Here is a 21026-nt window from a genome sequence, read left to right on the forward strand (position 1 = left end):
AAGTCGTAGCGATCGCCTGTTTTTCTTCCTCCCCTTGTTCACACATCCTTAATTTCATCAAATCCATCCTCGATTACGCGAACGGTGAGTAATAACAATTTGCGCTTAAGTTTTCCTGAAAATACTGCATTAGCAGATGTATTTCTGACCAATGGAGCTAGAGTTGATGTCACTGCTAATGGTGGCGGTAGTATCACGGTCAATTCAGGAAATATAAGCATTTCAGGAAATCAAACTCGGCTTTTTAGCGGGATAAATCCAGGGGAAAGTAGCAAGCAAGCTGGAGATATTACGCTCAATGCCACGGGAGCAGTGACAATTGACGAAAGTAGAATTCTCAACAGAGTGGTATTACCGCAAACTGGACAACCTCAAGCACAGGGCAATAGTGGCAACATCAATATTAAGGCTGGATCGCTCTTTTTAAGCAACGGTGGTCAAGTGCAATCCGTAACTTTTGGTCAGGGAAATGCTGGGAACGTAAACATTGATGTCCGTAATGGCGCTGTTACAGTTATTGGTAAGGATTCCGAGGGATACAGTTCTAGTCTAGACAGCAGTGTGGGAGAAAAAGGAATAGGTAACGGTGGCAACATCAAAATTACGGCGAAGGAACTTTCTTTAAGGGATGGGGGTTTTATAAATACCGGAACTTATGGAGAGGGAAATGCCGGAAACATATTCTTGCAGGTTTTGAATCTTGTCTCTCTCGAATCCAAATCTGTAATAAACACTGGTATTTTTAGCAATGTGTCAGATGGAGCAGTAGGTAATGCTGGTGAAATTAATATTAAAACTTCCTCACTCTCTTTAAGTGGCAGTGTTCAAATAGGTGCTTTCGTTATCAGTGAAACCGAACAAAACCCCGGAGGTATTGGTAGTGGGGGAAATATCCTAGTCAATGCTGATTCTGTAACTATCTCAGGAGCCAGTCTGGATACAGGTTATTCTAGTGGTTTATTTACACTTACTGGCAAAGGTGCAGAAGGGGCAGCAGGAAATATTACAGTCAATGCGAGGGATTTTCGGTTAACAGATGGTGCTACTGTAAATGCCCAAACTCGCAATTCTGGAGCCGGGGGTAATGTTACTATTAACACGACTACCTTTGAAGCTATTAATGGTGGACAAGTTTTCACCACCGCCAGCAGTTCTGGGAAAGCAGGGAATATTACCGTTAATGCTACTGACAGCATTACACTTTCTGGAAAAGACTCCACCTTTGCTGAACGAAAAAACAACTTTCAAGATATAGTTCAAAATGAAGGAGATGCTAGTGGGCTGTTTGCTAGTACCCGAACTAACTCTACAGGTTCAGGAGGCGACATAGCGATCGCAACTCAAAAATTGGTTGTCCAAAATGAAGCTCAAGTAAGCGTGAGTAGCAAGGGAGAAGGAGATGCAGGCAATCTTGATATAAATGCACATAAAATCACTTTTGATAACAAAGGAAAACTCACTTCTGAAACCGCATCAGGTAAAGGTGGAGATATTACTCTAGAAGTGCGGGACTTATTACTTATGCGCCGCAACAGCCAAATATCCACTGATGCCGCCAGTGATGGAAATGGCGGAAAGATCACCATCAATGCACCTAATGGCTTCATTGTCGGCTCTCTCTTCGGAAATAGCGATATCACCGCCAACGCCAACTTTGGCTTTGGTGGAAAAATTAAAATCACTGCTAAAAACATCTTTGGATTTGTGCGGCGCACAGGTGCAGATATAGCAAAGCTCGATCCAACAGGCGAAAACAAACCGAGTAATCTGCTAACAAATGACATTACGGCGTTTTCTCAACAGAACCCTTCATTAGATGGCACTGTCCAAATCAACTCACCAGATGCTGATCCCAGTAAAGGATTAGTGGAATTGCCCGTAAATCTGGTTGATACTTCCCAGCAAATTGTTGCTGATTGCCATTCTGGTGGAAAAACAGGAAGGAGTTCGTTTATTACTACTGGGCGTGGAGGACTCGTAGACGATCCTACGCAGCCATTGATAGCTGATGATGCGGTGCTGGTAGATTGGATCGCGCTCTCTCCAGAAATCAAGAATCGTGCTGACGGTATTCAGAAAATAGCGGTTGTTCACAAGCAGCGAAACACAGAGGAAAAATTACAGAAGGTTAATTCTGTCAATGAACCTACTCAAATTGTGGAAGCCCAAGGTTGGGTAATCGATGCCAATGGTAACGTGGTTTTGGTTGCTCAAGTACCCACTGCAATGCCCCATAACTTCTCACTCACCTCTAAATCTTGCCCTGCTAATTAGATAATATTAAAAACCACATCTGTTGTAGGGGCAATTCATAAATTGCCCCTACAACGCGGATCTATTTACCATTAAAAAATAATCATTGAAGAAGAATTCAGAAATCAGAATTCAGGAGTCAGAATTAATCAGTCGGGGATTCAAACCCGCGACTAATAGCGCAGCGTTAGCGAGTCAGCCAGTCATACAGAATTCCGAATGAATTCTGACTCTTGACTCCTGAATTCTGTTCGATAAAAATTTTAATGCTCATTACTATTACTCATTACTCATTTATTCCCTTACCTGATTAACTGCGCGGCGGAATTAAAAAACTGACGACACAACCCCCTAGTAAGCAAAATTGTTGTCAGTAGGTTAGCGAAAGCAACCATGAAGATAATCAAAATTTCGTAAGATACAGCATCCAAGGGTTTCACACCAGCTAGCAATTGTCCGGTGGTAATGCCTGGTATTGCCACCATCCCGATGAGGATCATTTGATTTAGAGTCGGAATTAATCCGGCTTTGATAGCGTCTTTGCGATATAGGCTAACTGCTTGCTGGGGCGTTGCACCTAAGCTCAGGTGGGTTTCTATTTCGAGATGGCTGGAATTAATGGTGCTGACAAGACGATCGCCAGCGATCGCAGCTGCATTGGTAGCATTACCCAAAACTATCCCTACTAAGGGAATTATATACTGTGGTTGATACCATCTTTCTGGTTGGATAATCAAGAAGTTGGTGTAAAACACTGTCAGGGCAGTACTAATTAAAATTGCACCCCACACCAAAGGCAACAAATGAGGAATTTTTTGGCTGATGCGATTTCGTGCGACAATCGCCGTAATTGTCAGCATTATTGCTAATAGCGCCAAAACTGCCCAAGCATTGTCTAAAGCCAAGATGAAATCTAAAATGTATCCCAATACAAGAAGTTGTAAGATGGTTCTCCCAGTCGCAAGGGCTAGGTTCAACTCTAATCCTAATTTTTCCCAGGCAGATAAACCAATGGCGATCGCCATTAATCCCACAGCAATAGCTAAATCCACGAAATCCAGCTTGATAATATCCTGCATGGGTTCTCTATCTCCTAGTATTTTCTTCTCAAAGCAGCCCATACACCTGGAACTTTGCTCTGATGTGTTGGATCTTGGTTGATATATATCGCCTTCATCAATTGAAAAATCAAAAATGCTACAACCTTAACATGGCAAACTCCTAGTATGTCTACTATCTGTAAATTAAATATGCGGTAATCTGCCGCCCCACAATTTAAGTAAAAACCCTAATAGATGCGTATCTTGGGCGATAGTCTTTTAGTTGCTCCTTTTTGATTAATAATTCAACAGCAAAAATTGACTCTCGAAGTGCATCCTTTGTATCTTCCGATAAAATTAGAACTCATGATCCAAAGTGTAAATCCTATCCCTGCCTTTGATATCAAGCAACAATACACTACTATCGAAGCAGAAGTAAGTGCAGCCGTCTTAGAAGTTCTGGCTTCTGGGCGCTATATTGGCGGCCCCTTAGTCGAAGGCTTTGAGCAACAATTTGCTGCTTATAATACCGTTACTCAATGTGTGGCTTGTAATTCTGGTACTGATGCGCTCTACTTAGCGTTACGAGTCTTAGAAATTGGTGCAGGCGATGAAGTGATTACAACGCCTTTCACCTTTATTGCGACATCTGAAGTAATTAGCGCCGTGGGTGCAAAGCCTGTTTTCGTTGATATTGATGCTACTACGTTTAATTTGGATGTGGAGCAAGTCGCGGCAGCGATTACACCCAAAACTAAAGCGATTATCCCGGTTCACCTATTTGGGCAACCTGTGGATATGACATCATTAATGGCGATCGCTCAGTCTCACAATTTGTCAATAATTGAAGATTGCGCTCAGTCTACTGGTGCAAAGTGGGCTGATGAAAGAGTAGGAAGTATTGGACATATTGGTTGCTTTAGTTTCTACCCTACCAAAAATCTTGGCGGTTGCGGCGATGGCGGAGCAATCACGACTAACGATCCGGCGATCGCTACTAAACTGCGAATACTACGAGATCATGGTAGTAAAGTTCGATATTTACACGAGGAAATAGGTGTAAATAGCCGCTTAGATGCTCTCCAAGCAGCCATCTTGCAGATTAAGCTACGTTATTTAGATACTTGGAACGATCGCCGTCGAGATATTGCTAACTATTACTATCACTTCCTAAGCCAAATTCCGGGAATCGTCCCACCTCAAGAATTACCTGGGGGTATGGGGGTATGGAATCAATACACTATTCGCATCTCAGGCGAAGGGCGAAATGGTTCTAGCGCCAAATATCGAGATTGGGTGCGTAATCAATTACAAGAGCAAAGTGTAAGTTCAATGGTTTACTATCCATACCCTTTACATTTGCAGCCAGTTTATCAAAATCTAGGTTATCAAATTGGGGACTTACCAATAGCAGAGCAAGCTTGCCATGAAGTTATCTCTTTGCCCATGTTCCCAGAATTGACACAACAGCAGCAAGACCAAGTTATTTATGCGTTGAAAGATTGTTTGGGGAATAGGGAATTGGGAATTGGGAATTGGGAATTTTAATATTCACCACTCCCCACCTCCCACTCACCATTTAAGACTAAGCGATCGCGCGGTTGCTAGCATTCTCTAAGGCTTCTACTAAGCCACGTACAGCCGCAATCATGGCTATTTCGCTATTGAGTTGGTTGATGGCGGAACCAACACCAACACCAGCTGCACCAGCTGCGATCGCTAATGGTGCTGTAACGTTAGAAATACCAGAAGCACACAATACTGGTACTGACACCACACGAGATATTTCAAAAGCTGCTGCCAAGGTGGGAGCAGCTTTTTCAATTAATCCTAAAGTTCCAGGGTGAACTGGGTTACTGCTAGTACCGCCTTCGGTTTGGATAATATCTGCTCCAGCTTTCACCAGTTCTTCGGCTAACTGTACCTGTTGATCTAGTTCCAAAATGTGGGGAACGGTGACAGATAAGGTGATTTCTGGGAGGAGAGCGCGGGTTTGCTTAGTCAGCGCTAGCACTTCCAAAGCCTCAAAGCGGCGACCTTGAGCATAAAAGGAATCGAAATTCCCGATTTCAATTAAATCAGCGCCAGCTTCCACAGCTTGCACAAATTTTTCTGGTTCGACTGCTGATACACAAATTGGCAATTGTGTCAAACTTCTCGCTAATTTAACCAAAGCGCGATCGGCGGCAATATCGACAAAAGTAGCACCACCAAATTCAGCAGCTTTGACAGTAGCAGCGACGCTAGCAGCATCGAAGTTATTCAAGCCGCTAATTACTTTCAGAACGCGGCGGTTAGTAAATGCACGTTGGAGTGGAGAATGCATCGTCATGGTTAGGCTTTTGAAGTTATGAGAATTCTAAATTAGGTATATTCTACCGTCACTCAGTTGATGAGGAACTAAATCACTATGGCAGTTGCCAAATTTTGATCGTTTTATCCTTACCAGCACTAACTAAAGTTCTGCCATCAGGACTGAAAGCGATCGCATAAACTTCGGCTGAATGTCCATCAAAGGTGTGTATTGCCTCTCCCGTGTCCAGTTTCCAGACTTTAACAGTCTTGTCATCACTAACACTAGCGATATATTCACCATTTGGGCTGAAAGCGATCGCATTTACATCCGCTAAATGCCCCGTAATCGTGCGGATTTCCATTCCCGTGTCTAGTTTCCATACTTTGATGGTTTTGTCATCACTAGCACTAGCTAACATCTGCCCATCTTGACTAATAGCAACGTCATTTACATCGCCTAAATGCCCAGTAATAGTACGTATTTCATTACCTGTATTCAAATTCCATACCTTGATAGTTTTATCCTTACTACCACTGACAATAGTTTTACCATCCTGGCTGATGGCAACGGATAAAACTGCGCCGGAATGACCTGTAATAGTACGTATCTCCTGTCCCAGCTTCAAGTTCCAGACTTTGATGGTTTTGTCATAACTACCACTGACAAGAGTCTGACCATCTGGGCTGATAGCAACAGAATTAACATAGTCTGTATGACCAGTCAACGTGTAGATTTCTTTCCCAGTATTTAAATTCCAGACTTTGATAGTTTTATCCTTGCTGCCACTGACAATAGTTTTACCATCCGGGCTGATGGCAACAGCATAAACCCAGTCAGAATGGCCAGAAAGGGTGCGGATTTCCTTCCTACTCTGGATGTTCCAAATTTTCACAGTCTTGTCATCACTACCACTGGCAAGGTTATTACTTAGAGACTGAGAGTTAAAAGCAAGGGAATTAACGTCGCCTAAATGCCCTGTTATGGTTGTATAAGTATATCTATTAAGATACCAGACTACCGAGAGACCAAATAATGCTAGTAGAAACCACATTATAAGTCTTCTGTTGATCTGGATTTTTGAAGGTGCTACAGTGGCAAATGGCACAGGTGGCGGTGCTGCATTAGCAAATGGCACAGATGGAGGTTTATAGCGATGACTTGGTAACGATTGTGATTTTTGCTGCAAGTCTAGCAGAACTTCATCCACCGATTGGTAGCGTTCCTCAGTATTCTTTTGTAACAGCTTACTTAGTACCTTCTCCAGTTTTATGGATGCAAATGCTGGAAACTTCAAGTATTCCTGCCAGTGCGTTACCCAACCATAGCCCTCTTCGGCCCAGAGTTCGGATGGGTTTATTTTTGTTAACAGATGAAAACAAGTCACACCCAAACTGAATAAATCGCTAGCTGGATAGGCACGACATAACTTCATTTGTTCGATTGGGGCATACCCATAGGAACCAATGCTGGTACCTGTATTATGCAGCGCCGAATTTGTTGTTAACTGCTTGGCAACGCCGAAATCAATTAGTACTAACTTGCGATCGCCTTGACGACGGATAATATTTTCTGGCTTAATATCGCGGTGAATTACCTGATGCTCATGGACAAACTTCAAAATGGTTAATAATTCACTCAAAACGTCCCAAATCTTATCTTCACTGAAAAGTCCTTGTTGTTGTAACTCCTGTCCTAAAGTTTGGCCTACAATCAACTGCTGCACCAAATACAGGTAATTATCCTGCTCAAAATAAGCATACAAAGTTGGAATTTGGGGATGTTCTCCTAGTTGTTGCAGCCGCCGTGCTTCCTCTTGAAATAATTCCGTCGCCTTAAGCAAAGCGCTACTTCCTTGGACTTGAGGTGCTAGCTGCTTGACAACGCAAGCTTCTTTGAGTTTGTCTTCATCCTCGGCCAAAAAAGTTCTGCCAAATCCGCCGCCTCCCAGTGGTTGAAGAATGTGGTAGCGGTTTCGTAGCAGTGGTATTAATTTTATCCCGCAACTTTGGCAGAATTTTATACCATCAGGGTTGAGCGGCTTATGGCAATTAGGATTGAGGCAGTACTTCATCATTAGGCATCTATCACCCGTTGTAATCTTATGATAAATACTTCCTGTGCATCCTTTCCTATTTCCGATCGCTATTTTGTTAAATTTTTCAAGTGCAATCCAATCTAATCGATCAATTTACTCTTGTGCCTCAGTCGCCTCCGAAATCAAATAACAGAAAATAAACGCCAAAGTTCAAAAATAGTGTAAGTTATTTACTAAACAAAGGTTGAGTTTGGAAAACTTTAGATAAATTTTATTTGAAATTTGGTAGAGTACTAATCAAACTCTAGAGGCCACAAATCTGCAATTGGTACTTCCCATCCTGGGAGCAAATCGGGAACTGTTAAAATATCGCCATCACGAAGTATTATTGCTTCTTGTCCAAGGTTGTAAACTTCAACAATCCGCTCATCTGGATTGAGCAAAATTCCTACCTTAGTTCCCAAACTCAGAAATTCTTGAATTTTGGCTCTCACATCCTCTAAATTATCACTAGGAGACTTCACCTCTACAGTTAAATCGGGAGCTAATTGAGCGAAAGACTTGGGACTACGACGTAAGCGTTCGGCTAAAACAAATGAAGCATCCGGTGCGCGTAAATCTGAATTTGGTAATCTGAAACCAGCGCTAGAAGCTGCTGTCCGTCCTAGTTTGCGCGGTCTAACCCAGTTACGTAACTGGGCTACCATTTCGGCTGCGACTTCATCTGATTCGTATCCTGATGGACTCATGACAATAATATTACCCTTAACTAGTTCCATGCGATAGTCAGGGTGCTGTTGCTGCATTTTTTCAAAGTCTTCAAGGGTTAGGGACATAAAAACCTCTGATTATCACACGCCCTGTATCTATATTATCGAGACATTATGGAGACAATAGACCTCTCTACGGTAGGTTGGCTCCATTAATTCGCCAGTCATCGCCAAACTATCACTCCAAATAGGTAAAAAAACAGGAGTAAGCAGTAAAATCGAATGAATATTAGTGCTTATTTTTCAAAAAAGTTCATTGCTGTTTTAATCATTTACCGTAGTAAACCCTGGCATTCCGGTAGCCTATATTTCGCAGATATTTATTCCACTCCTCAGCTTGGAATCGATTAGAGAAAGGCCCTACTGCTACATGTGGCCCTCGTGGTTGCGTCCTTTCGATAACTCCGCCAGATCGTCCTAAATCTTGACTAAATCGGGCTAGATTCTGCCTAATTTGCGATCCGGTTGCAGATAACTGTTCTTGAGTGGTAGGAATAGCGACATAATATCTAGAGACTTGCTTGGGAGGATTTATGTTATTGCGATCGCCTATAAAGCCTCTATTTCCTGCCTCTATTTCCTGTCCGTTAGGGAAGTTGATAATCCGGGCGCTATATATACCCCGTGACTGTAACTCACTTACCCGTTGTTGGGCGTTAGATACTCTGTTAAAAACACCTGACTGAATTACATTCCTTCCTTGGTACTGGCGAATGTAAGCAGTCGGTTCAATCTGACGGATTGCTTGTAGCGTCCGGGAATCACTAGCATCTACGTAAACTGAGTAGCGCTCAAAGTTCTGGTTATATTGACTAAACTGTGAAGGTTGAGAGGGCTGAAAATTCTGCTCAAACTGATTATTTTGTACTGGTTGAGAGGGTTGAAAATCCTGCTCAAATTGATTGTTTTGTAATGGTTGGGAGGGCTGAAAGTTCAGTTCAGATTGATTGTCTTGCACTAGTTGCGCTGGTTGTAATTGCGGTGATGGCTGTTGGCCAAAGGGAATTGGCGGTGGCGGTAAAGTTTCACCTGCTTGTTGAGCTAGTAGCACATTGTTGTAGATTTGTGCTTGTGCTGGGATAGAGTCGGGAATTAGCACTAACCATCCTCCCACTAGCAGAGGGAGAAATCTAATAGTGGTCTTCCAACCCTCAGAACTTTGGCGCAGCATTTGAAATGGGGTAAATTTACTTGATATTCCTCTCGACATAGTACTTAGAAAGTAGTCAAAGTATTTTTAGGCAATTTCCATCAGGAACTAATTAGTTCTCTGTTGTAGCAACTATATAGCGTTAACGTAAAGTTAGCTCATCTGCTTGGCAAAAAATACATCTTTCAGAGGGAATAGGGAAATCCACGGCTTAAAATCCGTGACTTAAAACCGAAGTGCAATGCTGGCAAGGCTTTCAATAGTGTGTGCTACAATTGGACAACCACGCAGCTATCGTGTCGTGCTTTGTATGAAAAAAGTCGTCGTTGGTCTTTCTGGTGGCGTTGACAGTTCCACCGCCGCAGCTATCCTGCACCATCAGGGCTATGAAGTGATTGGTTTGACTCTTTGGCTAATGAAAGGCAAAGGTCAATGTTGCTCTGAAGGTATGATCGACGCGGCTGATCTCTGTGAACAATTGGGCGTTCCCCATAAAATTGTAGATATTCGCGATCTCTTTCAAACCCATATTATCGATTATTTGGTAACAGGTTACAGTGCTGGAATCACACCTTTGCCTTGCTCCCAGTGTAATAAAACGGTGAAGTTTGGGCCAATGGTGCAGTATGCCCATGAACAATTGGGGTGCGATCGCATCGCCACCGGTCATTATGCCCGAATTAGCTATGACGAAGCAACTGGACGTTACCAGTTATTAAGAGCTGTTGACCGCAACAAAGACCAATCATACTTTCTCTATGATTTGTCTCAAGATTTACTAAGAGCAACTATATTTCCTCTGGGCGAACTAGAAAAAACTGATACGCGCCGGATTGCGGCTGAGTACGGGCTGAAAACTGCTGATAAGCCAGAAAGTCAAGACTTGTGCTTAGTAGAAAGCAACGGTTCCATGCGGGCATTTTTGGATAAATATTTAGCTCCCAAGACAGGCGATATTGTCGATGTTACGGGCAAAGTTTTGGGACAGCATGATGGAGTCCATCACTACACCATTGGCCAGCGCAAGGGTTTGGGGATTGCTGCTGCTGAACCTTTGTATGTGATTGAATTAGATGCAGAAAATAATAAAGTAGTAGTAGGCGATCGCACTAAGGTAACTCAGCCAGAATGCACTGTAAATCGGGTAAATTGGGTTTCTATTGCCGAACCATCCACCCCAATTCATGCCGAAGTGCAAATTCGCTATCGTTCAACCCCTACACCAGTGACGGTGATTCCGTTGGAAAACTCCCGTGTGCGTTTGGTGTTTGATGAACCCCAAATCAGCATCACCCCCGGACAAGCGGCGGTGTGGTACGACGGCGAGAAAGTCTTAGGTGGCGGAATTATTGAACAGTTTAGTTGAATGTCACCCCGGTTTTGGTAGAAGCCAAAACTGCCCCTCCTTTTAACTTCAGATAAGCAAAAGCCGCCCTGAGTTTTGGAAGGGTATTTTTTGTTTAAATTGGATAATAAGCGTATATTTTCCCAATCGTCAGGAGTCATCTCAGAAGGCTAACGCCCTTTGAATTGTAGATGACACCCTATTTATCAACAAAATCGTTCCCTTCATTAACAAAGGCATGGTTTTCATTAACAAAGACATGGTTTTCATCAACAAAGGCATAATTTTCATCAACAAAAGCATAATTTTCGTAACGACAGCTTTTGAGGGAATTGCGAAACCCTCAACGGAGAACTCTAAAATTTTTCTATACCAGGTTTAATTTTTAATTGACGTTCTGGTTCAGAACGAATCAGCAAAAGACACTGAGAACAACATTCTCTAGCGATTCGCACCAATTCTCGCACAACGCCGCCACTGGTGAGAACAATTTGCCTTGCGGTTTCCGGTTCAATTAATTCTTCTGGAATGCGTTTTTGAAGAATTTGCAGAAACAAGTTAATTAGAAAATTTCGCCAGCAGACTAGACTTGTCACAACCGAGATGTCCGGCAAACATGATTTTGCCATTATGCGGTGCATCTTCAACAGCTTGCTCTAAGCGGGCAATTGTCTGATTAGCAAAATCAACCCAAACGCTTCAACCTGTCTCGCTGTAATAAGCGGGAATAATTCGAGATCCTGATATGCTTTACGAAACTTGTCCAGCAGAGATTTGTTCATGTTCATCATTACAGCCATCCTGGGATTATCATAGCCAATTCTGATATTACTGCTGACACCATAAATAATAGACATCTGGTGACAATGAATCTAGAGACGTAGCAATGCTACGTCTCTACAAGGGTTTCAGGTGACGCATATTTAATTTCTGGAGATGTCTAATGCCGTGAGGCGCATACGCGGTGAGCAGTTCACAGACGCAAACTCTTTTTCTCTCAGTACCAGCATTTGATAAGTTAGTACATAATCTGAAACAATAACAGTTAATACAAAGAGGGGATTACGTTGAGTCAAAATCCAGATGCCATAGCCCCCCACGGTGGACAGTTGGTTAACCGTATCGCCACACCAGAACAAAGAGCAGAGTTTCTCTCAAAAGCTGACTTTTTGCCGCGAGTGCAAATTGACGATCGCGCCGTTTCTGATGTAGAAATGATTGCGATCGGTGCTTTTAGCCCACTCACGGGTTTTATGAACCAAGAAGACTACGATCGCACTGTTACCGAAATGCGACTAGCTAATGGTCTTGTATGGTCAATCCCGATTACACTATCGGTAAGCGAAGAAGTCGCTACTCCCTTGCAAGAAGGCGGCTTAATCCGTCTGGATAACTCCAGAGGTGAATTTATTGCAGTTTTACAACTTACCCAAAAATATAACTACGACAAAACCCGCGAAGCCATTAAAGTCTACCGCACTGATGATGTCAAACATCCAGGCGTGCAGGTACTCTATAACCAAGGTACTGTACATCTGGCAGGTGATATTTGGCTGTTGCAACGCGAACCTCATCCCCAGTTTCCCAGCTATCAAATCGATCCGGCTGCCTCACGGCAACTATTTAAAGACAAGGGTTGGAAAACCATCGTCGGCTTTCAAACTCGCAACCCCATTCATCGCGCCCATGAATATATTCAAAAGTGCGCTTTAGAAATCGTTGATGGTCTATTTTTGCACCCATTAGTCGGGGCAACAAAAGAAGATGACATCGCCGCCGATGTGCGGATGCGCTGCTATGAAATTTTGCTGGAACACTACTACCCCTTAGACCGGGTAACTTTGGCAATTAATCCAGCCGCAATGCGCTATGCTGGGCCTCGTGAGGCCATATTCCATGCTTTAGTCCGCAAAAACTACGGCTGTACTCACTTTATCGTCGGACGCGATCATGCTGGCGTTGGTGACTATTACGGCACTTACGATGCTCAATATATCTTTAATGAATTTGCGCCAGGTGAATTAGGTATTGTGCCGATGATGTTTGAACACGCTTTTTACTGTATGCGTACTAAGCAGATGGCAACATCTAAAACCAGTCCCAGCAAGCCAGAAGAACGCATTCATTTATCGGGTACAAAAGTTCGGGAAATGCTGCGGCGGGGTGAATTACCTCCACCAGAATTTTCTCGTCCAGAGGTAGCGGCTGAGTTGGCGCGGGCGATGCAGATAGAAGTACCTGTTTAGGGCATTGGGCATTGGGAAAGAAACTTGTTAAATAATTCCTCCTTGTCCCCCTCATCTCCCTACTCCCCACTCCCTATACTTTGCAAACAGTATTGAGTGTAACTTTACAATACAGAGTTCAGCCCTGTAAGCTGCTAGCTAATGGGCTTAGGGCTGATAGCTAATTATGAAACGCCGCACGTTTTTACATAGAATTGGCTCAATACTCGCGGTATTGGGGATAACTGAAGCTGAGTGGTTAAGTTTAGGAAATCGCTATTATCAGGCTTTGGCACAGCCCAGTCCGCGTAAGTTGGCATTATTAATAGGTATTAACCAATACCAAAAGATTCCAAACCTCAGTGGTTGTATCACGGATGTAGAACTGCAAAGGGAACTTTTGATTAACCGCTTTGGTTTTCAAGGGTCGGATATTTTAACCTTAACTGATGAACAAGCTAGCAGGGAATTCATTGAGACGGCTTTTTTGGATCATCTGGGCAAACAAGCTAAACCTGGTGATCTAGTCGTTTTCCACTTTAGCGGTTATGGCAGTCGTGTCAAATTGGAAACATCGCCAGATATAATCCAAAATGCTTTGGTGCCAGCAAATGTGAGTCAGAATACACAAGATAAAAAAATAGTCAACTATATATTAGAAGAAACTCTACTGCTATTATTGCGATCGCTCCCCACAGACAGAGTAACGGCAGTATTGGATACTAGCTATGATGCTCCTAGCACAGTCATCGGATTAAAAATTCGCGCCCTTCAGGAATCGCTAGCAAAGCTAGCAACAGAAGAACTCGGCTTTCTCAAACAACTTAAAACTCAAAAGTTATCCAGCACTCCAATTGTTTTAGCGGCTACCTCAGAACCAAACCAGCCGGCAAGGGAAGGACTATTTTCTGGTTTTAGTGCTGGGTTATTTACCTACGCCTTGACACAGTATTTGTGGGAATTCACCCCAGCAACCAAAATTCAAATCGCCTTCTCCGATGTGGAAAGTACTTTACACAAATTGGGCAGCAAACAACAGCCAAAATTATTAAGTAGTCAGGAAAACCTCTCTCCAAACCTTTCCCCTAAAAGGGGAGAGGCTTTGAATTCTCCCCCTTCCCTATTAGGGAAGGGGGCTGGGGGGTTAGGTTCTTTTACACCTGACCTGAATTATCAGCTACTTCCAGACAGTACTATTGGTGCAGAAGGCGTGGTAAGCGCTATTGAAGAAGACGGTAAAACAGTCCATCTGTGGTTAGCAGGATTACCTCCACAAGTGCTGGTATACTATGGAGTTAATTCTCGATTTACTTTAAAAACAACAGAGCAATTAATATTGCGATCGCGCACTGGGTTAACAGCAAAAGCGCAAATTGCCAAAATTGAAGGTGCAAATCCCTTACAAGTTGGGCAACTCGTCCAAGAAGCAGTCCGAGTTTTACCCCGGAATATTAATTTAATAATAGCTTTGGATACTGGATTAGAAAGAATTGAGCGGGTAGACGCTACAAGTGCCTTTGCTGGATTTTCCCATGTATCCACCGTAGTCGCAGGAGAGAAACCAGCTGATTATCTATTTGCCAAGCTACAAGAAACTCCCACTCGTTATGGTCTATTTTCTCTTGGTGGCGAGCTAATTTCCAATACCACCGGAGAAGTAGGAGAAGCAGTAAAATCAACAGTCCAAAGGTTAGCGCCAAAATTATCAATCTTGCTAGCAGCCAAATTATGGCGACTCACAGAAAATGGAGGTTCTTCTCGCTTGGCTCTCAAGGCAACTTTAGAAATAATTAGTGGTATATCGCCTCGCGTCGTCATGCAGCGCGAAACAGTACGAACTTTCAAAACTGAAACTTCGATTAAAAAATCAGTACAGGCGCGATTAATCGCATCTCTCCCCACTCAGATTGTGCCTATCGGTAGTCGAATGCAATATCGAGTGGAAAACCAGAGCGATCGCCCAGTATATTTAATCTTGCTGGGATTAAACAATAATCATACAGCAGTTACCTTCTATTCTTGGGAAACACCCCAAGAACCAAACACTGCGGACACCAAGCCTATCCTGAAAGAAGTCGTCATTGCCCCAGGTGAAAGCCTCACCCTACCCCAAACTAATGCTGCTTTCCAATGGGTGATTTCAGGGCCAGCTTCTGAGTGCGAACAACAACTTATTTTTAGTCCTGTCCCCTTTAGCGGAACTTTCGCCGCCTTAAGTACTGCTAAGTATTCCACAGCCGAACAACAGCCAACTGGCTTATTATTGAATCCCTTAGACGTTGCACAAGCCTTACTACAAGACTTGCATAACGCCAGCGCCAGCGCCCTCAAAACGGAGATGAACGGCACAGCAACCGACTCATATATCTGGGATGTGAATAATTGGGCAAGTCTTAGCTTTAGTTTTCAAGTAGTATAAATAGCAAGATGATCTAATATCCTTGGGTTAAGGCTTGTCATTAACTATATTTTTGTAAGAGTTATTAATATTTAGTCCCCTGAAGAGAACTTGAGCTACTAGCCTCGGAATTTATCCTTTATTTGTAATAATGAGCTTAATATAATTTGATTAACTTTGCTCATTTGAGTGAGTTAAAACGAGGAATATTAAGCTCAAAATCATCGCGTGAACAGTTACTCCTGTCTTGAAGGTGGTGAATTTAAGAAACCACTACTAATGAAATATGAGAAGTATTTATCCAGCAGTTTAGCATCCATTGGTGGACAAACAATTGCCGAATCTGCCAATCCATTGAGGGTATTCTGATAGTCATAATCAACTGTATTTTGATACAATTCCATGACTGTCAAAGAATTTTGATAGACTTTTTCAGACATCATCGGTAAAAGCGGATGTAAAACATTTTCCTGAGAGTCCCTGAGATTTGCAATTAACTCATCTTTCCACTGAGTATATGGTAACTTCTTGAGTTGATAACCATAAGAACAAATAAACTCAAAAAGCTCGATGATGCTAATATTTTGATCCTGCGGGGGTACGATATGGAAAGTTTTCCCTAGAGATTCTTGCTTTTTGGATAAATGGACAATTGCTTTAGTGGCGTAATCCACAGGAAGCAATTCTTCTTTTTGATTTATGAGTTCGGGAAAACTACCAAGCTGTATGCATCCTTTAATAACTCTAGGCACAAAAGCATCTTTTGTATGAGCAATACCTGTACTGCTGTGTCCCATGAGAAATCCTGTTCTGAAGATGCTAACAGGTATTCCCCTAGACTTGGCAATCGATACAAGATTTTCGGCTACCCATTTGGTTTGAGCATAGCCAATATCCATAGCAACATAGTCTTTAGAAAACTCGATGTTGTCATCTTCGTAAACTACTTTTTGTCCTGTAAAATGGCTGATTGCACCAAAAACAGCAATAGTAGAAATGTAATGCATTGGTTTAATTTTTCCCAGACAAGCTAATCTGAGAACTTCTTGGGTTCCCAGAACATTGGGTGCTTTGATTGCAGAGTATGGTTTAGCAAAATTTACTTGGGCAGCACTATGATAAATAACATCAATTTGCAGAGCCAGTTTTTCAAACTGTTCACTAGAAAGACCCAAATATGGCTGTTCTAAGTCTCCCGGAATTGGAATCATCCGAGAGCTAAAATTTGGGTGATGAAGGAAATATTTTTCTAGGTTTTGTTGAATCTTTTTCAATCCTTCATGCTCGTTTGGGGAGCGCACCAGGCAGTATATTTTTGCTTGAGTTTGCTGTAGCAGTTCATCAAGTAAAAAAGCCCCCAAATAGCCTGTAGCTCCGGTGAGGAAAATATGACGCACTTCATTAACCTGAGCAACAGCCCTTCCTTGGGCATCAATTGCGGGATCGAGTACTACCTCAGATTTTAGATCGATCGCACTGGTTAAAGAAGAAACGCCATCTCGACGCACTTTCTCTATTACCTGAACTAGCCCTTCTATAGTGGATTTCTCAAACAGGGTTTTTAGCGGTAAATCGACTTGAAAGGTTTCTCTGACAAAAAAAATCAACTGAGATGCTAGCAGGGAATTACCACCAAGCTCAAAGAAATTATCATGAATCCCAACTTCTGCGATCGCTAAAACTCGGCTCCAAATTTCAGCCATTTGTTTCTCAATCGGGGTACGAGGTGCGACAAATGCTACTTCCAAATCGCTTCTATGCATTTCTGGCTCTGGTAGATCGCGAAGATTTACATTGCCGTTGGATATATGCTGAGTTTGCCGATCCCCAGGGACTGTTAACATGCGTAATTTGGAAATTGTCTGGTCTGGGTTAGAGACAATACTCTGTAATAGAGTAGAAAAATGTTCCACCATCAGAGCGATCGTCTCAGCTTTAAATAGGTCAGTACTATATTCCAAGTTGCCCGATATCCCTGCTGCTGTCTCTCGCAGTTCAAGATAAAGATCGAACTTAGATGTCCCATTGTCAATTCCCAAACGGTTCATTGTCAATCCAGGAACGGTCAATTTAGGCATTGGGGTATTCTGAAGATGAAACATCACTGAAATCAGGGGATTTTGTTTCAAGTCCCGTTTGATCTCTAGAGCATCAACTACTTTCTCAAACGGTAAGTCTTGGTAGGTATAACCCCATAAAGCTACTTCTCTGACTCGGCTTAACAACTCCCGGAAACTTGGAGAGCCAGATAAGTTGGTTCGCAATACCAAAGTATTGAGCAAAAATCCAATTAGTCCTTCTAACTCAGAACGGTGGCGGTTGGTAATAGGCGCACCTACTAAAATGTCTTCTTGCCCTGTGTAGTGATATAGGAGTGTCTGGAATGCTGCCAACAAGGTCATAAACAAGGTAGTTCCCTCTTGCCGCGAGAGAACATTGAGGGCATCTGTTAAAGATTTGGGGATAACGACCAATTGACGCGCCCCCTGATATGTTGGCTCCAATGGTCGTGGATAATCGGTGGGCAATTGTAATATTGGTAGACTGCCACTCAAATTTTGCTGCCAATAAGCAAGCTGATGATCTAAAATTTCACCTTGCAGCCACTGCCGTTGCCAAGCTGTAAAATCCGCATACTGAATAGCTAAGTCAGGAAGGGGAGAGGGGTTTCCAGTGGAGAAAGCTTGATAGAGGGCTGACAGTTCCTCAAACAAAACACTTAAAGACCAATCATCACAAAGAATGTGGTGCTGGTTGAGGAGGAATATATGCTCCTCTGAACTCAATTGCAGCAATGTTGTTCGCAGCAATAGCCCTTGAACTAAATCGAAAGGACGTTGGGCTTCTTCAAGGATGATCTGGCGGACTTGAGATTCCTGATCATCTGGAGACAGCCCTTGGAGGTTCACCACTAAGAGTCTGATGGGAAAATTTGAGTGGATGACCTGTATGGGTTGTCCTTTTACACTCGCATAGGTAGTTCGCAGGACTTCATGACGGTTGATAATTTCATTCAAGCTCTGCTCTAATATGGTGGTTTTGAGTACACCTCTGAGGCGAAAGGCTTCAGGAACATTGTAAAAAGCATGGTTGGGTGCTAACTGGTCAATAAACCACAACCGTTCTTGCCCAAAGGAAAGCGGTAAATAGCGATCGCGCCCAATGGATTGTATTCGCACAGAGCATCCTTTGTCTTCCTGTTGCGCTTTTTTAATGCTTTCAGCTATTTCAGCGATGGTGGCCGCTTCAAAGAAATGCCGCATTGGTAACTCAACTTGAAAGATATCGCGGATGCGGCAGAGGATCTGAAAGGCTAGTAAGGAGTGTCCTCCCAACGCTAAGAAATTGTCATGAACACCAATGTTTTTTATACCCAATACTGTAGACCAAATTTCTCCTACTCGTTCTTCAATAGGGGTGCGAGGAGCAACAAACTTCACACTTGCATTCAAAGTTTGAGCTGGTGCTGAGAGTGCCTGACGATCGACTTTTCCATTAGCTGTTAAGGGTAAAGCACTCAATTGCACAAAGCGAGAAGGGATCATGTGGTCAGGCAATTTCTGTTTGAGAAAACGGCGTAAATTACCAACATTCGTGTCTGCTGGTTCGGGCTTGGGAACTACGTAAGCTACTAGACGTTGGTCGCCAGGGGCAAATTCTCTAGCAATCACCACAGCTTCTTGCACGTCAGGATGTTGCCACAGCGCAGTTTCAATTTCTCCTAGCTCAATACGGAAGCCGCGAATTTTTACTTGTTGGTCGATGCGCCCAATATACTCAATATTGCCGTCTGGTAAGTAGCGAACTAAGTCACCTGTTTTATATAATTTGGAATTTTTAACTTTTAATTTTGAATTATTGAATGGGTTGGGGATGAATCGCTGATCTGTCAGTTCTGGGCGGTTGAGATAGCCTCTGGCTAGTCCCTCACCAGCAATGTAAAGTTCTCCAGAGACACCTGTGGGTACTGGCTGCATCTGTTCGTCCAAGATAAGACAGCTAGTATTGGCGATCGCTCGTCCGATAGTCACGATACTGTCACCTTTCTTCACCAGGGTAAATGTCGAATAAGTCGTATCTTCTGTAGGCCCGTATAGATTGAAGACTTTTTGAATATTGTCCAACTCATATATCTGCTGCACCAAACGATTCTGGAGTGGTTCACCGGCCAAGTTAACGGTGCGTACAGAAGTGGGTATACCATTAATTCTGAGTAACTCTGCGATCGCAGATGGCACTGTATTAATCAGGGTGACTTGTTGAGCAGCAAGTAAGCGAGGTAAATATAAGGCATTTTCTGCCAAAATTACCTTACCACCCCAACAGAGGGGAACAAATATCTCGAAAACTGAGAGATCGAAGCAAATAGATGTTGCGGCTAGAACTCCAGCGAGATCCTCGGTTGTAAAAACTTCTTTTGCCCAATGCAACAGAGCCACGGTGCTGTGATGTTCGATAGCTACCCCCTTGGGTTTACCAGTCGAACCGGAGGTATAAATGACATAGGACAGGTTTTCATCTGTCACTAGGCTGGTTAAATTTTCCTGGCTTTGTTGAGTAATTGCCTCCTCATCACTATCTAGACAAACTACATAAGCCTGATGCTTTGGAAGCTTTGAAAGGAGATTTTGTTGGGTTAGTAGTATTGGTAACTGTGAGTCCTCTAACATCAAGGCTAGGCGCTCTGAGGGATAGGCTGGATCTAGGGGGACATAAGCTCCACCTACTTTGAGAATGGCTAATAGTCCAACGATCATTTCCAGCGATCGCTCTACGCAAATGCCAACTAGAATCTCCGGTTTGGCATTCAGAATCTGTAGATAGTGCGCTAGTTGATTAGCTCGCTGGTTAAGTTCTTGGTAAGAAACCTGCTTGTCTTCAAAAATGACCGCAATTTGCTCAGGTGTCTTTTCTACTTGGTATTCAAATAACTGATGGATACATATATTGCTTACGTAATTTGCTGGATTTTCATTCCATTCCAGAAGCAACTGGTTTACTTCTGTCTTGGGTAGACTCAGGTCTTGTTGAGAATGTCCAGTAGAATTTTTCATTGAGAATAAGTATTTTTTGTGACCACAATTTTAGCTGCTAATACTTAAAATGGCTAGTCAAAGTGGAAAGCGTACAGTGACCAATTATCTGTCGTTATGACAAATTGTTATTGCCGAAAAAGCCTGTACAGCAAGGTTTTTAAACTTAAGATCCTCAATCCAGTATTCTTGATAGTGATAAAATAAAGTCATTTACCCGATCAATGACTAAATAGCTGTTGCTACATATAAAATTTGATATCAATTAGGTACAACGACACTAATCTGTTATCGATGACAAATAATTAGTCACTGTACAAATTGCTAGGTTTTTACGACTTTAGTTATACTCCTATTGATTACCTAAGTGTTAAAGTTGAGGATTTAACTCATAAACTATGAGTTGTAAACCATAAAATATCTCAACTGAATCAACTGAATTCAGTCGCCAGCAGGATGAAACTCAGCACAATATTCTTTA

Annotated in this window: 12 protein-coding genes; 5 read left to right on the top strand and 7 right to left on the bottom strand. The window is 42.7% G+C overall.

Annotation, left to right across the window (positions count from 1 at the left end; genetic code table 11):
• The first annotated feature begins 84 nt into the window (after nt 1-84).
• Nucleotides 85-2274 (top strand): S-layer family protein, encoded by a 2190-nt coding sequence (locus V7K38_RS10550; RefSeq protein WP_334857590.1) that lies wholly within the window; start codon nt 85-87, stop codon nt 2272-2274.
• A gap of 281 nt (nt 2275-2555) precedes the next feature.
• Here the strand turns inward: V7K38_RS10550 and V7K38_RS10555 are convergent, their stop codons facing one another.
• Nucleotides 2556-3332 (bottom strand): ABC transporter permease, encoded by a 777-nt coding sequence (locus V7K38_RS10555; protein WP_334857591.1) that lies wholly within the window; start codon nt 3330-3332, stop codon nt 2556-2558.
• 327 nt (nt 3333-3659) lie between these two features.
• Between V7K38_RS10555 and V7K38_RS10560 the strand changes: the two genes are divergently transcribed.
• Nucleotides 3660-4841, top strand: a complete 1182-nt coding sequence (locus tag V7K38_RS10560; RefSeq protein WP_334857592.1) for a DegT/DnrJ/EryC1/StrS family aminotransferase — start codon at nt 3660-3662, stop codon at nt 4839-4841.
• Between the two features lie 37 nt (nt 4842-4878).
• Here the strand turns inward: V7K38_RS10560 and V7K38_RS10565 are convergent, their stop codons facing one another.
• From V7K38_RS10565 to V7K38_RS10580, 4 genes are all read right to left on the bottom strand, one after another.
• A complete protein-coding gene (locus V7K38_RS10565) occupies nt 4879-5625 on the bottom strand; it encodes a DUF561 domain-containing protein (RefSeq protein WP_334857594.1) in 747 nt (248 codons plus the stop codon).
• 76 nt (nt 5626-5701) lie between these two features.
• Nucleotides 5702-7663, bottom strand: coding sequence for a protein kinase domain-containing protein (locus tag V7K38_RS10570; protein WP_442940762.1), 1962 nt, complete (start codon nt 7661-7663; stop codon nt 5702-5704).
• Nucleotides 7664-7917: 254 nt separating this feature from the next.
• Nucleotides 7918-8460 carry a Uma2 family endonuclease gene (locus tag V7K38_RS10575; RefSeq protein ID WP_334857596.1) on the bottom strand — a complete coding sequence of 181 codons (543 nt, stop codon included), beginning with the start codon at nt 8458-8460 and terminating at the stop codon, nt 7918-7920.
• Nucleotides 8461-8662: 202 nt separating this feature from the next.
• A complete protein-coding gene (locus V7K38_RS10580) occupies nt 8663-9565 on the bottom strand; it encodes a hypothetical protein (RefSeq protein WP_334857598.1) in 903 nt (300 codons plus the stop codon).
• Nucleotides 9566-9854: 289 nt separating this feature from the next.
• On the opposite strand from V7K38_RS10580, the gene mnmA reads away from it, so the two are divergent.
• Nucleotides 9855-10910 (top strand): tRNA 2-thiouridine(34) synthase MnmA, encoded by a 1056-nt coding sequence (gene mnmA / locus V7K38_RS10585; RefSeq protein WP_334857661.1) that lies wholly within the window; start codon nt 9855-9857, stop codon nt 10908-10910.
• 335 nt (nt 10911-11245) lie between these two features.
• Here mnmA and V7K38_RS10590 read toward each other — a convergent pair whose 3' ends face one another.
• Nucleotides 11246-11485, bottom strand: a complete 240-nt coding sequence (locus V7K38_RS10590) for a hypothetical protein (RefSeq protein WP_334857600.1) — start codon at nt 11483-11485, stop codon at nt 11246-11248.
• A gap of 471 nt (nt 11486-11956) precedes the next feature.
• On the opposite strand from V7K38_RS10590, the gene sat reads away from it, so the two are divergent.
• Both sat and V7K38_RS10600 read left to right on the top strand, forming a co-directional pair.
• A complete protein-coding gene (gene sat, locus V7K38_RS10595) occupies nt 11957-13135 on the top strand; it encodes a sulfate adenylyltransferase (RefSeq protein WP_334857602.1) in 1179 nt (392 codons plus the stop codon).
• A gap of 166 nt (nt 13136-13301) precedes the next feature.
• Nucleotides 13302-15533, top strand: coding sequence for a caspase family protein (locus tag V7K38_RS10600; protein WP_334857603.1), 2232 nt, complete (start codon nt 13302-13304; stop codon nt 15531-15533).
• A 215-nt stretch (nt 15534-15748) separates the two neighbouring features.
• Here the strand turns inward: V7K38_RS10600 and V7K38_RS10605 are convergent, their stop codons facing one another.
• A complete protein-coding gene (locus tag V7K38_RS10605; RefSeq protein ID WP_334857605.1) occupies nt 15749-20566 on the bottom strand; it encodes a non-ribosomal peptide synthetase in 4818 nt (1605 codons plus the stop codon).
• Nucleotides 20567-21026 lie beyond the last annotated feature (460 nt).

Origin of the sequence: Nostoc sp. (assembly GCF_036917465.1) — a bacterium.
GTDB lineage: Bacteria > Cyanobacteriota > Cyanobacteriia > Cyanobacteriales > Nostocaceae > Nostoc.

Coding starts and splice junctions, on each gene's coding strand:
- V7K38_RS10575 (WP_334857596.1), bottom strand. CDS start 8,460: ATGTCCCTAACCCTTGAAGACTTTGAAAAAATGCAGCAACAGCACCCT.
- V7K38_RS10560 (WP_334857592.1), top strand. CDS start 3,660: ATGATCCAAAGTGTAAATCCTATCCCTGCCTTTGATATCAAGCAACAA.
- mnmA (WP_334857661.1), top strand. CDS start 9,855: ATGAAAAAAGTCGTCGTTGGTCTTTCTGGTGGCGTTGACAGTTCCACC.
- V7K38_RS10580 (WP_334857598.1), bottom strand. CDS start 9,565: ATGCTGCGCCAAAGTTCTGAGGGTTGGAAGACCACTATTAGATTTCTC.
- V7K38_RS10555 (WP_334857591.1), bottom strand. CDS start 3,332: ATGCAGGATATTATCAAGCTGGATTTCGTGGATTTAGCTATTGCTGTG.
- V7K38_RS10600 (WP_334857603.1), top strand. CDS start 13,302: ATGAAACGCCGCACGTTTTTACATAGAATTGGCTCAATACTCGCGGTA.
- V7K38_RS10605 (WP_334857605.1), bottom strand. CDS start 20,566: ATGAAAAATTCTACTGGACATTCTCAACAAGACCTGAGTCTACCCAAG.
- V7K38_RS10570 (WP_442940762.1), bottom strand. CDS start 7,663: ATGATGAAGTACTGCCTCAATCCTAATTGCCATAAGCCGCTCAACCCT.
- V7K38_RS10565 (WP_334857594.1), bottom strand. CDS start 5,625: ATGACGATGCATTCTCCACTCCAACGTGCATTTACTAACCGCCGCGTT.